Genomic DNA, 13,311 nt, shown 5'->3' with positions numbered 1-13,311 from the left:
AAGTATTCGAGTTTTCTAGATATAATATGCAAGACAGAATAAAATACTGGAAAGGAATTGAGGAGTTGGATAACACTCCGGAATTCGCAAAGCATGCTCATAACGAGTTTCCAGAATTCCTGCCGGTAAATAGTGAGGCCGGTGGCGAAGATGTTCCTTCTACTGGTAAAACTGCTAGAAGAGACTTCTTAAAGCTTTTAGGTTTTAGTGTGGCTGCTGTTTCTTTGGCTTCATGCGAGACGCCCGTAAGAAAGGCTATCCCATACCTGAACAAGCCAGTTGATCTGGAGCCGGGCGTAGCTAACTGGTATGCCTCTACTTACTACCAGAATGGAGACTATAACAGTATTCTGGTAAAAACGCGCGAAGGTCGTCCGATCAAGGTTGAGCCGAATCCTAGCTCTTCTTTAACACCGTTCGGAACAAGTGCAAAGGCACAAGGTTCTTTACTAGGCCTTTATGATAACAACCGTCTGCGCTATCCTTTAATTAAAGGAAAAGAAGCAGAGTGGAATGAGGTAGATAAGCAAATTATGTCACGCCTTGCCAATGTAAGAGGTAAAGTGGCGTTTGTGTCTTCTACAATCATTAGCCCGACAACTCAGAAACTGATCAAAGAATTTGGAGCACGTTTCGCTAATTTTGAGCACGTAACATACGATGCAAATTCTGCTTCTGCTCTGTTGCAGGCCAACGGTGGCGTAATTCCAGGATATGACTTCAGCAAAGCCAATGTAGTTGTTGGTATTAATGCTGATTTCCTGGGCACTTGGTTAGCACCGGTTCCATTTGCAAAGCAGTACATCAAAAACAGAAAAGTAAATCCGGATAATCCGACAATGTCACGTCACTACCAGTTTGAGACTATTTACTCATTAACTGGAGCAAATGCTGATGTACGTGTTCCGATTAAACCGTCTGAAGAAGCTGCTGTTGTTTCGGCTCTTTACAGTGCCATAACAGGACAGGGTTCAGCGATTGGTTCAGTTGCCGATGCAAATGCATTGAAAGCTGTTATTAAGGAATTGCAAGCTAACAAAGGAAAAGCACTTGTTGTTTCTGGTTCAAACGACCCAGGGATACAGGCAATGATAACTTCAATTAACAGTGCGCTGGGAGCTGAAGGTTCAACAATTGATGCGGCTTCTCCATACTTTGTAAAGCAGGGAAGCGATGCTCAGATGTTACGTCTGATCAATGAGATGAATGCTGGATCTGTAGGTGCAGTGTTCTTCTATAATGCGAACCCAGTTTACAATCACCCGCTTTCAGCGAAAGTTGTAACCGGCTTAAGTAAAGTAGGTCTTAAAGTTTCTTTTGCAGACAGAATAGAAGAAACTTCTGCACTGGCTGATTATGTTACTCCAGACCATCATTATCTAGAATCTTGGAATGACTTTGAACCTAAAAAAGGATTCCTAAGTCTTTCTCAACCGGCAATTAGCCCGATTTTCACAACACGCCAGATGCAGGACAGCTTGTTAACCTGGAGTGGAAACAATACAAACTTCTACGAGTACCTGCGCAATAACTGGAGAACAGTTTCTACAGGGGATTTCAATAAGTTCTGGGAACAGACAGTGCACGATGGTGTTCTTGAAAATGGCACCAGTATGCTGGCGATAAACGCTAGTGCAGTGACTGCTACTCCTTCTGTTAGAGTGATCGCTCCAAATGCAATTGAAGCTGTAGTTTATGAAAAAGTAGCAATAGGTACAGGTGACTTGGCTGGTAACCCATGGTTACAGGAGTTGCCTGATCCGATTACAAAAGCTACTTGGGGTAACTATGTGGCCATGCCTCGTAAAATGTCCGTTGAAATGGGCGTTGTTCAGGGGGATGTGCTAAAAGTAACGCTTGCTAATGGTACGAGCATAGAGCTTCCTGCATTAGTTCAGCCAGGTCAGGCAAACGGAACAGTTGGTATAGCAATGGGTTACGGCCGTAATTTGGATGCGATGCCAGTTGCTCAAGGAATCGGCGCAAATGCTTATCCAGTTGCTACTGTTGTTGATAATACTATCCTTTATACAGGTGCTGTAAAATTAGAAAAGACAGGTGCTGTTTCTCCTATTGCTCAAACCCAGACACATCATACGATCATGGATCGTCTGGTAGTGCAGGAGAATTCATTAGCAAACTATAAAGAGAATCCTAAAGAAGTTACAGAGTATATCCGCTTGGCTACCCACGAGGGTCCTGCCAAACCGGCTACAATCTCACTTTGGGATGACTATGAGTATAAGAACCACCATTGGGGTATGGTTATCGACCTTAACTCATGTATCGGTTGCGGTGCTTGTACGATGAGCTGTAATGTCGAGAATAATATACCTGTAGTAGGTAAAGCGGAAGTTCTGAACCGTCGTGAGATGCACTGGATGCGTATCGATAGATACTATAGCGCAGTGGAGCACGAGGAGAAAGATTACGCTACCATGGAAGATCCGGCAGAAAACCCTTCTGTTATTTTCCAGCCAATGCTATGCCAGCACTGTAACCACGCACCATGTGAAACGGTTTGCCCGGTTGCAGCAACTATGCACAGCTCTGAAGGCATCAACCAGATGGTTTATAACCGTTGCGTTGGTACTCGCTACTGTGCAAACAACTGCCCTTATAAAGTACGTCGCTTTAACTGGTTCGCTTACGCGAACAATGACAAGTTCAACTTTAACCAGACCATGAATAATGATTTGGGTAAGATGGTGTTGAACCCAGATGTTACTGTTCGTGCAAGAGGTGTTATGGAAAAATGTTCATTCTGCGTTCAGCGTGTGCAGCTAGGTAAGCTAGAGGCTAAGCGCGAAAACAGAAGACCAAAAGATGGTGAAATCGTAACAGCTTGTGCGCAGTCTTGCCCTACTGAAGCAATTGTATTTGGTGATATGAAGGACTCTGAGAGCCGCATTTCACAAATACTTGCCCGCCAGCAAGGTGAGCGTGCATTCCACGTACTGGAAGAGCTTAACGTTCAGCCAAACGTAACATACTTGACTAAAATTAGAAACTTAGCTTAAAATTAAATTTCGAGAGCGTTATGCAGCATGTATCTCCGATAAGGGAGCCTCTTGTAACGGGGGGTAAAACATACCACGACATCACCGAAGATGTCTGCAGACAGGTGGAGGCCAAGCCCAACGTGCGTTGGGCAGCTGCCCTTGCTGTAGCTTTGGTAGGCTTAGCTATATTCATTTATTCTGTGTACCGTACCCTGTGGTTCGGTATCGGTGAGTGGGGGCTTAATAAAACAGTAGGTTGGGCGTGGGATATCACGAACTTCGTATGGTGGGTAGGTATCGGTCACGCCGGTACACTTATTTCAGCCATTCTTTTATTGTTCCGCCAGAAATGGAGAACTTCAATTAACCGTGCAGCTGAGGCGATGACAATCTTCGCCGTAATTTGTGCCGCGATGTTCCCTGTACTTCACATGGGCCGACCTTGGTTAGCTTACTGGGTACTTCCATTGCCAAACACATTTGGATCACTGTGGGTTAACTTTAACTCACCACTTCTTTGGGACGTATTTGCGATCTCAACTTACTTCTCAGTATCATTAGTATTCTGGTACATAGGTCTGATTCCTGACTTTGCTACCATCCGTGACAGAGCGGTAGGCCCTATTGCAAGAAGAGCTTATGCTGTCCTTTCATTCGGATGGACAGGTTCTGCTAAAGCATGGTCCAGATACGAAACAGTTTCCCTAATCCTTGCTGGTCTTGCAACACCACTGGTACTTTCTGTACACACTATAGTATCCATGGACTTTGCAACATCAGTGATACCAGGCTGGCACACTACGATCTTCCCTCCATACTTTGTGGCTGGTGCGATCTTCTCTGGTTTCGCCATGGTATTGACCCTGATGATCATCACGCGTAAAGTGTTCCACCTGGAGCATTATATCACGCTGGAGCACGTGGAATCAATGAACAAGGTAATTATCCTTACTGGTTCTATTGTGGGTATTGCCTATACAACTGAGTTCTTCATTGCCTGGTATTCAGGTGTTGAGTATGAGCAGTACGCCTTCATTAACCGTGCTTTTGGTCCTTACTGGTGGGCTTACTGGTCAATGATGACATGTAACGTAATCACTCCACAGTTATTCTGGTTCAGAAAAATCAGAAGAAGCTTAACGCTAACATTTATCATTTCGATCTTCGTGAACATTGGTATGTGGTTCGAGCGTTTTGTGATTATTGTAACCTCGCTTCACAGAGATTATCTCCCTTCTTCATGGGCAATGTTCTCTCCTACAAGAATTGACATTGGAGTATATGTAGGTACTATTGGTTTGTTCTTTACCTTGTTCCTGTTATTTGCTAAGTTCTTCCCTGTGGTTAACATGGCAGAAGTGAAGGCTATTCTTAAGTCTTCTTCAGGTGTAAAGCATCACCATCATGCAGATACAATGCATGCTACTGAAAAGGAATTGAATAACTAATACACATCGCAACAATGAATAAGAAATTTGTTCTAGGGATTTATGATGATGAAGATGTGCTACTAACGGCCATCGAAAATATCCGCGCTGCCGGTACTAAAATTTATGAGGTGTTTTCGCCATATCCTGTACACGGTATTGATGACGTATTAGGTATCAAGCGTTCAAGACTTCCAATTGTGGCATTCTTCTGCGGTCTATTTGGTACATCATTCGCACTTTGGATGCAGATCTGGATGCTTGGTTTTGACTGGCCAATGATCATTGGTGGTAAGCCGCACATCGCGCTGCCATCTTTTATACCAGTTACTTTCGAGTTAACAGTACTATGTGCTGCATTCGGAATGGTGATTACATTCTTTATTGTAACGAAGTTGAAACCCTCTTTGAGAGTAAATGTTTTCGATAAAAGATCAACAGACGATAAGTTTGTGATGGTAATCGAAGTTAAAGACGGAGTTACAGATCTTTCTGCCCTAAATAACCTGCTTCGATCTAACGGTGCGATTGAAGTTAATGAGAAGGAGGTAGTAAAATAATGAAAAGATTTACGAAAATAGGTTTAAAGGCCTCTGCTGTACTTTTCTCTTCAGCAGTGATTTTTGCCTGCAGCAACGAGCAAGATCCAGGTTTGGAGTATGCTCCTGATATGTACCACTCAATTCCACTTGAGCCATATTCTCAGATCAAAGAGAATAAGTTTAACCCAGGTGGAATGAACATGAGAGAGCCAGCTAAAGGAACAGTACCTCGTGGAAAGCAAGGATATAACTTGTACCTTTCTGTTGACACAGCAGAAGTTGCTGGTGTGGAGTTGACAAATCCTTTAGCTAAAACAGATCAGAATCTGGCTGAAGGTAAAGTATTGTATAGCCGTTTCTGCGCCCACTGTCATGGTGAAAAAGGTGACGGGCAAGGTTTAGTAGGACAAAAATTCAAAGGTGTACCATCATACTCAGCAGGCCGTGTTTCAACACTACCTGCAGGTCATATCTTCCACGTGATTACAAATGGTAGAGGACGTATGATGCCACACGGCTCACAGGTTAATCCTACGGAGCGTTGGAAAATAGTGATGTATGTGCAGCAACTTCAAAAAGGTGAGACAGGAACTTCTGTTGAAGCTGGTTCTGAGGTTGCTAACGAAGCTGGTGGAGAAGCAATAACAGATAATCCTGTAACTGGTACTCCTGCAGAAACACCACAAAAAGAAACACCTAAAAACTAAGGCTAAGGCATAATTTATAAGGATAATGACAGAAGAAAGACTCATCATTTCCAGAAAAACAACTAACAAGTTTTTCTTAATGATAGCTATAGGTGTAGTGTTACTTATAGCAGGTATAATCTTCATGGCCGCAGGCGGAGGGGCAGAGCATCATGCAGAAGGCCATGGCGAGGCTGCAGCGGCAGGACATGAAGTAGTTTCATGGTCAAAGCGATTATTCGTAAACCTTTGGCTGAACAATGTATACTTTACTGGTATAGCACTTGTCGGCACGTTCTTCGTAGCTGTACAGTATGTAGCATATGCTGGTTGGTCTGTACTGATAAAAAGAATTCCGGAAGCACTAAGCTACTATTTGCCAATAGGCGCAGTGGTTATGCTTCTCGTATTCCTGTTCGGTTCACACGACATCTTCCATTGGACACACGAATATCTATATGATGTAAATGATCCAAGATACGACCCGATCATTGCTGGTAAATCAGGATACTTGAATACAGTATTCTTCCTAATCAGAATGGTTGTATTCTTTGCTTTATGGATCATCTTCTTCAACTGGTTGAGAAAGAATTCCATCAATGAAGACTTGCACGGTGGTACCAAATACTACCACAAGAGTATCACTATTTCTGCGATATTCCTGGTGATCTTCGGTATTTCATCATCTATGTCTGCCTGGGACTGGGTACTGTCAATTGACACTCACTGGTTCTCAACTATGTTTGGATGGTATGTATTTGCAAGCTGGTTCGTATCAGGTCTTGCTGCAACTACGCTGACAGTAATTATCCTGAAGCAAAAAGGATATCTGAAGATGGTGAACGCAAACCACCTGCATGACCTAGGTAAGTTTGTATTTGCATTTTCTATCTTCTGGACTTACATATGGTTCTCTCAGTTCCTGCTTATCTGGTACGCAAACATTCCGGAAGAATCAATCTACTTTATGGAGCGTCTGAATAGCCACTATATCTGGATATTCTTTATGAACCTTATTGTAAACTTTGTATTCCCTTTCCTTGTTTTGATGACAAGAGATGCGAAGCGCCAGATGATCATGCTGAAAATTGTAACCATAGCTATTCTAGTTGGTCACTGGTTCGATTTTTACCTGATGATGATGCCTGGAACAATGCGTTCTGATGCAGGTATTGGCTTTATTGAAATTGGAACAGCATTGATTTTCTTAGGAGTATTCCTGATAACATTTACAAAAGGCTTGACGAAAGCTTCTCTTGTACCTGTCAATCACCCGTTCCTGGAAGAGAGTGTTCACCATCATGTTTAGAGATCTTACTAAAAGCGTTAAATAATGATTACGATCGCGATAGGTTTATCCATACTTTTATTACTAGTTGTCCTTTTCCTCCTTTTCAGGATAGGTACACTAGCCTCAATTTTCCGAGGATCATCACAGCGTCCGGCAGGTACTTCAAGAACCAGTAACAAGGTTAACAGTACGTTATTTCTGCTGTTCCTGATATTCGGTGGTGCTGCATTTATTTGGTCTTTTGCAGACTCATGGGATACTATGAACTTGCCTATTGCCTCTGTGCATGGCGAGTGGACAGATAACCTGTTCTGGACTACAATGGTAGTAATTGGGGTAGTATTTGTAATTACGCAGGTACTTCTGTTCTTCTATTCCTTCAAATACCAGCACCAGGATAATAAGAAAGCATATTATTACCCACACAATAACAAACTTGAAATTGTATGGACAATGATTCCAGCTGTTGTTATGGCACTACTAGTGTTTGGTGGCTGGAAGACCTGGACTAAAATTACAAGCGCAGCTCCTGAAGACGCTGAAGTAATTGAGTTAATGGGTAAACAGTTCAATTGGATGGTGCGTTATCCTGGCGCAGATGGACAGCTCGGAGTTACTAAGCATACTTTGATTGATGCAACTAATGAGTTTGGAGTTGATTTCAATGACAAAAATGCGCTGGATGATATCATCAATCCACTCGAGATCCACGTGCCAAAGGGCAAACCGGTTCTCCTGAAGATCCGTTCGCGCGATGTGATTCACAGTGTTTTCATGCCTCACTTCCGTCTGAAGATGGATGCAGTACCAGGAATGCCTACCAAATTTTGGTTTGTTCCGACGAAAACCACCTATGAAATGCAGAACGAAACGGGCAATCCGGACTTCAAGTATGAGCTAGCCTGTACAGAAGTTTGTGGACGTGGTCACTTTGCAATGCGATATGTTGTGGTAGTTGATGAGCAGGAAGATTATGAGAAATGGTTAGCTAGTCAGACTGCTTTTGCTGTACAGAATCCAGAAGTTGTAGCAAAGTTTCAAAGCACAACTCCTAGTCAGTTGACAGCAGAGAATAAAGTAGTTAAAGAAGAGGTTAAATCAGAATTATAGCATTTAAAAATATTTGAAAATGTCTAGTACAGATATCTCTATTCATAAAGATGTACATCATGCTCATGAAGAGCATGATCATCATCACGATCAGAATTTCATTGAGAAGTACATCTTTAGCCAGGACCATAAAGTAATTGCAAAGCAGTTTCTATTTACTGGTATCGCCTGGGCTTTTATAGGTGGATTTCTATCAGTACTGTTCCGTTTGCAGTTAGGATGGCCAGAAGCTACTTTCTCTTTCCTGGAGCCAATTCTGGGAGGTTGGGTTGAGAATGGTAAACTGAATCCAGAATTCTACCTGGCTTTGGTAACAATGCACGGTACCATCATGGTATTCTTTGTGTTGACAGCAGGTTTGAGTGGTACTTTCAGTAACTTCCTTATTCCACTTCAGATCGGTGCACGTGATATGGCATCAGGATTCATGAACATGCTCTCTTATTGGATCTTCTTCCTTTCAAGTGTAGTTATGTTTACCTCTTTATTCATCGAAACAGGTCCTGCAGCTGGTGGATGGACAGTTTACCCTCCTTTGAGCGCACTGCCTCAAGCGATCTCAGGTTCTGGAATGGGTATGACCTTATGGTTAGTAGCCATGGCACTGTTCATTGTGTCAACCTTACTTGGTGGCGTTAACTATATTACCACTATTATCAACCTGCGTACAAAAGGTATGTCAATGACTAAGTTACCACTTACGATTTGGGCATTCTTTTTAACCGCGATTCTTGGTCTTCTTTCTTTCCCTGTTTTATTCTCTGCCGCACTGCTTCTAATATTTGACAGAAGCTTCGGAACCAGCTTTTATCTATCTGATATCTATATTGCTGGAGAGGCATTATCAAACACAGGTGGTAGCCCAATCCTTTTCCAGCACTTGTTCTGGTTCCTGGGTCACCCGGAAGTTTATATTGTGATTCTTCCTGCATTCGGACTTGTTTCTGAGGTTATCACTACAAATTCACGTAAGCCAATCTTTGGATACAGAGCTATGATTGGCTCCATGATTGGTATTTCAGTTCTTTCTTTCGTTGTGTGGGCCCACCACATGTTCGTGACAGGTATGAATCCATTCCTTGGTTCTGTATTCATGTTCCTGACACTGATCATTGCGGTACCGTCAGCGGTGAAGGTATTTAACTGGATCGCAACTTTGTGGAGAGGTAACATCCGATTCACTACTGCAATGCTCTTCGCAGTTGGATTTGTTTCCCTGTTTATTTCAGGTGGTCTTACTGGTATCATCCTTGGTAACTCTTCTCTGGATATTCAGCTTCATGATACCTACTTCGTGGTTGCTCACTTCCACCTGGTTATGGGTGCTGCTGCCTTCTTTGGTATGTTTACCGGTGTATATCATTGGTTCCCGAAGATGTTTGGTAGAATGTTGGATGAAAAACTGGGTGCTGTTCACTTCTGGTTAACATTCTCTTCTGTTTACCTCGTGTTTATGCCAATGCACTATATTGGTATTGCAGGTTTCCCGAGAAGATACTATAACTGGACTGGTTTTGAAACCTTCAACATCTTCACAGATCTGAATACATTCATCAGTATTGCTGCAATCCTTGGTTTTACTGCTCAGTTTGTGTTCTTGTTTAACTTCATCTATAGCATCATCAGGGGACGTAAGGCTACTGAGAACCCATGGCATTCAAATACATTAGAATGGACAACACCAGTTCTTCCAGGACATGGCAACTGGCCAGGTGAAATTCCTTCAGTGTACAGATGGCCTTATGACTATAGCAAGCCAGGTGCACCTGAAGACTTTATTCCACAATCAGTACCTTTCTCAGAGACGCAGTCTTCAAATCTGCCACATGAGAAAGACTTTGAATAGTGCTTTAAATGGCCAAAAAATCTTTTCACAATAAAAGGTTTAGAAATATAGGAGTACTTACAGTTCTGGCTGTATACTTCCTAATATTAGTCGGAGGAATTGTTCGTAGTACTGGTTCAGGTATGGGTTGCCCAGACTGGCCTAAATGCTTCGGAAGTTGGGTTCCTCCGACTGATGTTAGCCAATTACCTGATAATTACCTCGAGATATATAAAGCGAAGCGAATTGAAAAGAATCAGAAGTTCGCTGGCTTCCTCGATAATCTTGGATTCAAAGAGGTATCTGCATCTATTTTTTCTCACCCTAGCCAATACATTGAAACTGAATTCAATGTAACGAAAACATGGATTGAGTATTTAAATCGCTTAGTAGGAGTATTGATAGGAATATTAGTTTTTCTGACTGTGGTTTATGCTATTCCATATTTGAAGAAAGACAAAACAGTTTTCTTTTTGGCATTAGGCGCATTTGTTGCAGTTGGACTGGAAGGTTGGTTAGGTTCAATTGTTGTGTCAACCAATCTACTACCTGTAACAGTAACTATACACATGGCGCTTGCACTGCTGATAGTTGCTACACTGCAATATGCTGTAACACGAACTCAAAAAGATTCTTTTGAAAGGCATATTAGCTATTCAGGTAAGATTAACATCGTTCTTTGGATTGTTGCATTAACTACTTTTATACAAATATTGCTTGGTACTCAGGTAAGAGAAGAGATTGATCTTATTTCTTACATGATGAATGGAAGCAACAGAGCAGCTTGGGTTGATAATTTAGGTGTTGGTTTTCTGATACACCGCTCTTTTTCAATCTTAATACTCGCATTGCACCTATACTTAGCAGTATTACTCTACCAAGTAAGGGACAGGGTTTTATCAAACCTGACAACGATCATGCTTTTGATAGTGGTACTGGAAATTATATTCGGTATAATTATGGCATATTTTGCTATACCACCTTTTCTTCAGCCATTGCACCTTACTTTTGCGGCACTCCTTTTTGGCGTGCAGTTTCAATTACTTATTATTTATCATTACGCCTCTAAAAAGGCGTCTAAAAACACAGTAGCAGTTACTAACTAATGAATTTAGAAAGTAGAGAAACACTGTCGTTACAATTTTTTATGGCTCATAAAGCATCTGCATATTTCAAGCTTCTTAAATTCAGGTTAAGCTTTACAGTAGCTTTTTCTAGTGCCATAGGTTTTATATTAGGTTACCCTGGTGCGGCATATATTGATATAGCATTAGTGATGCTAGGGGGCTTACTGGTAACAGGTTCAGCGAATATAATTAATCAGATCCTGGAAAAGGATCTGGATAAACTAATGAAACGGACTGCTAAAAGGCCGTTACCTACCGGACAATTAAGTATCAGGGAGGCTGCTGTCTTCTGTGCTTTGTTAGGGATTTCTGGAACAGCTTTATTAGGTCTGTATTTCAATCCGCTCACAGCAGCGTTATCCTTGCTGTCGCTGGTTCTTTATGGGTTTATTTATACACCTTTAAAGCGTATCAATCCGATCTGTGTATTTGTTGGTGCGATACCAGGTGGCATGCCTCCACTGATTGGATGGGTTGCAGCTACAGGAGCGATAGAGATCGAAGCGATTATACTCTTTGGAATACAATTTTTCTGGCAGTTCCCTCATTTTTGGGCTATCGCATGGGTTTTAGATGACGATTATAAAAAAGCTGGTTTCAAAATGCTTCCTACTGCTGGTGGGAAAAATTTGAAGACAGCAATTCAGATCATGATCTATACCTTGGTGCTAATCCCTTTGAGTTTATTGCCATTACAATTTGGAATGACAGGAGCAACTTCTGCTATGATTGCCGTGGTTTGTGGTGTCTTGTTTTTAGCTCAAACTTTTTATCTCATGCGTACCTGCACTAAAAAGGCAGCAATGAATATTATGTTTGGCTCATTTTTATATCTGCCTATTGTGCAGATTGCCTTTGTGTTAGATAAAGTTAGTCTTTAGATATGGTTGGTAATAGTATAGAAGAGAATAAATCAGTCGTTGGCGTACACCCATTAAAGTTTTCGCTGTGGTTGATTATTATTAGCATAATTATGATGTTTGCAGCTTTTACAAGTGCATACATCGTTAGGAGGGAAGAAGGCAATTGGCTTGAGTTTGATTTACCAACCATCATGTTGGTTAACACAATAGTTATTTTGTTGAGTAGTGTTACAATGCAATGGGCTTATACTTCTGCTAAAAAAGACAATCTAAAGAGCCTGAAGCTTGCTTTAGTTTTAACTGCTATTCTTGGTATTGCATTTTTGGTTGGGCAATGGAACGGATGGGCAGCACTTGTAAGTGAAAACATTTACTTTGGAGGAGCCCAGGCAAACCCTGCTGGTTCATTCCTGTATGTATTAACAGGGGTGCATGGTTTCCACCTGATAACAGGGCTTATATTTTTAGCCATAACATTAGTAAGTAGCCTCAGATATAAAGTACATTCTAAAAATATGCTGCGTATACAGTTGTGTACTATTTATTGGCACTTTTTAGGAGGACTTTGGCTATATTTGTACATATTCTTAAGAATTAATCACTAAACACGTTTTTTTCATTATATAAACTATGTCTACTTCAACTACGCTGGAAGCACCTAAATCAGGTACATGGGACGGTGGTAACGAGCCTTTAAAAGCGAGCTACGGAAAACTAATGATGTGGTTTTTCCTGCTGTCGGATGCATTTACGTTTGGTGCATTCTTGATTGTCTATGGATTATCCCGTCACAAACACCTGCCTTATACAGGTGAAGCGGAAGCTTTTACTTTCTCCACACAGTGGTGGCCTATCCCTGAAAAAGTATTTAATGCTTTCCCTGGTTTTCATGGTGTTGATCTTCCTCTGGCTTTTGTGGCTTTAATGACGATGATCCTTATCCTAAGTTCAGTAACTATGGTTCTTGCTGTGGAAGCTGGTCATAGAATGGATAAGAACGATGTGCAGAAGTGGTTACTTTGGACAATCCTTTTTGGTAGTACTTTCTTAGGTTGCCAGGCTTGGGAGTGGTCTCACTTTATTACAGGTACCGAAGAAGGTATGATGTTAGCTGATGGTACGCGTATAATCGGTGCTAATCTTACTATCAACCAATATGGTCCTCCCTTGTTTGCCGACCTGTTCTTCTTCATTACAGGATTCCATGGCACGCACGTATTATCAGGAGTTGTGCTGTTAATCATGATCTTTATTAACACTGTTAATGGTGTTTACCACAAGCGTGGGCATTATGAAATGGTTGAAAAGGTTGGTCTTTACTGGCACTTTGTAGACCTCGTGTGGGTATTTGTATTCACATTCTTCTACCTGATTTAATATAATACTGAATTAAAAATAACTGTAATAGAAGCTGGAATAGAACATTCATAAAGCTTCC

The 13,311-nt window shown here is 41.6% G+C and carries 11 protein-coding genes; all 11 read left to right on the top strand.

What is annotated here, in order from left to right; genetic code table 11:
- Window positions 1-26 precede the first annotated feature (26 nt).
- Genes ACSX1A_RS12330 through ACSX1A_RS12280 form a run of 11 tightly spaced genes read left to right on the top strand, consistent with a single transcriptional unit; the run spans window position 27 to window position 13,250 of the window.
- Window positions 27-3,020 (top strand): TAT-variant-translocated molybdopterin oxidoreductase, encoded by a 2,994-nt coding sequence (locus ACSX1A_RS12330; RefSeq protein WP_439879947.1) that lies wholly within the window; start codon window positions 27-29, stop codon window positions 3,018-3,020.
- 20 nt (window positions 3,021-3,040) lie between these two features.
- Window positions 3,041-4,450, top strand: a complete 1,410-nt coding sequence (gene nrfD / locus ACSX1A_RS12325; protein ID WP_439879946.1) for an NrfD/PsrC family molybdoenzyme membrane anchor subunit — start codon at window positions 3,041-3,043, stop codon at window positions 4,448-4,450.
- A 14-nt stretch (window positions 4,451-4,464) separates the two neighbouring features.
- Window positions 4,465-4,989, top strand: coding sequence for a DUF3341 domain-containing protein (locus ACSX1A_RS12320; protein WP_439879945.1), 525 nt, complete (start codon window positions 4,465-4,467; stop codon window positions 4,987-4,989).
- On the top strand, window positions 4,989-5,678 hold the full coding sequence (locus tag ACSX1A_RS12315) for a c-type cytochrome (RefSeq protein ID WP_439879944.1): 690 nt from the start codon (window positions 4,989-4,991) through the stop codon (window positions 5,676-5,678). Before ACSX1A_RS12320 ends, ACSX1A_RS12315 begins: the two co-directional genes overlap by 1 nt.
- 25 nt (window positions 5,679-5,703) lie before the next feature.
- Window positions 5,704-6,966, top strand: coding sequence for a quinol:cytochrome C oxidoreductase (locus tag ACSX1A_RS12310; RefSeq protein WP_439879943.1), 1,263 nt, complete (start codon window positions 5,704-5,706; stop codon window positions 6,964-6,966).
- A 24-nt stretch (window positions 6,967-6,990) separates the two neighbouring features.
- A complete protein-coding gene (locus tag ACSX1A_RS12305; RefSeq protein WP_439879942.1) occupies window positions 6,991-8,058 on the top strand; it encodes a cytochrome c oxidase subunit II in 1,068 nt (355 codons plus the stop codon).
- Between the two features lie 19 nt (window positions 8,059-8,077).
- On the top strand, window positions 8,078-9,904 hold the full coding sequence (locus tag ACSX1A_RS12300; RefSeq protein ID WP_439879941.1) for a cytochrome c oxidase subunit I: 1,827 nt from the start codon (window positions 8,078-8,080) through the stop codon (window positions 9,902-9,904).
- Between the two features lie 8 nt (window positions 9,905-9,912).
- Entirely contained in the window at window positions 9,913-10,989 is a 1,077-nt protein-coding gene (locus ACSX1A_RS12295) for a COX15/CtaA family protein (RefSeq protein ID WP_439879940.1), read from the top strand.
- Window positions 10,989-11,891, top strand: a complete 903-nt coding sequence (gene cyoE, locus ACSX1A_RS12290; RefSeq protein WP_439879939.1) for a heme o synthase — start codon at window positions 10,989-10,991, stop codon at window positions 11,889-11,891. The genes ACSX1A_RS12295 and cyoE overlap by 1 nt, the downstream gene beginning before the upstream one ends.
- A gap of 2 nt (window positions 11,892-11,893) precedes the next feature.
- A complete protein-coding gene (locus tag ACSX1A_RS12285) occupies window positions 11,894-12,478 on the top strand; it encodes a cytochrome c oxidase subunit 3 (RefSeq protein WP_439879938.1) in 585 nt (194 codons plus the stop codon).
- Between the two features lie 25 nt (window positions 12,479-12,503).
- Window positions 12,504-13,250, top strand: coding sequence for a cytochrome c oxidase subunit 3 (locus ACSX1A_RS12280; RefSeq protein ID WP_439879937.1), 747 nt, complete (start codon window positions 12,504-12,506; stop codon window positions 13,248-13,250).
- The last annotated feature ends 61 nt before the right edge of the window (window positions 13,251-13,311 follow it).

Source organism: Pontibacter sp. MBLB2868 (assembly GCF_051904785.1).
Taxonomy (GTDB): domain Bacteria; phylum Bacteroidota; class Bacteroidia; order Cytophagales; family Hymenobacteraceae; genus Pontibacter.
The sequence above is the reverse complement of the archived record's forward strand: the minus strand, read 5'-3'. Positions and strand labels throughout refer to the sequence as shown.

Excerpts from the sequence above, each read along its gene's own strand:
- ACSX1A_RS12295 (WP_439879940.1), top strand. The coding sequence starts at position 9,913 with ATGGCCAAAAAATCTTTTCACAATAAAAGGTTTAGAAATATAGGAGTA.
- ACSX1A_RS12315 (WP_439879944.1), top strand. The coding sequence starts at position 4,989 with ATGAAAAGATTTACGAAAATAGGTTTAAAGGCCTCTGCTGTACTTTTC.
- ACSX1A_RS12285 (WP_439879938.1), top strand. The coding sequence starts at position 11,894 with ATGGTTGGTAATAGTATAGAAGAGAATAAATCAGTCGTTGGCGTACAC.
- ACSX1A_RS12305 (WP_439879942.1), top strand. The coding sequence starts at position 6,991 with ATGATTACGATCGCGATAGGTTTATCCATACTTTTATTACTAGTTGTC.
- ACSX1A_RS12330 (WP_439879947.1), top strand. The coding sequence starts at position 27 with ATGCAAGACAGAATAAAATACTGGAAAGGAATTGAGGAGTTGGATAAC.
- ACSX1A_RS12320 (WP_439879945.1), top strand. The coding sequence starts at position 4,465 with ATGAATAAGAAATTTGTTCTAGGGATTTATGATGATGAAGATGTGCTA.
- nrfD (WP_439879946.1), top strand. The coding sequence starts at position 3,041 with ATGCAGCATGTATCTCCGATAAGGGAGCCTCTTGTAACGGGGGGTAAA.
- cyoE (WP_439879939.1), top strand. The coding sequence starts at position 10,989 with ATGAATTTAGAAAGTAGAGAAACACTGTCGTTACAATTTTTTATGGCT.
- ACSX1A_RS12310 (WP_439879943.1), top strand. The coding sequence starts at position 5,704 with ATGACAGAAGAAAGACTCATCATTTCCAGAAAAACAACTAACAAGTTT.
- ACSX1A_RS12280 (WP_439879937.1), top strand. The coding sequence starts at position 12,504 with ATGTCTACTTCAACTACGCTGGAAGCACCTAAATCAGGTACATGGGAC.
- ACSX1A_RS12300 (WP_439879941.1), top strand. The coding sequence starts at position 8,078 with ATGTCTAGTACAGATATCTCTATTCATAAAGATGTACATCATGCTCAT.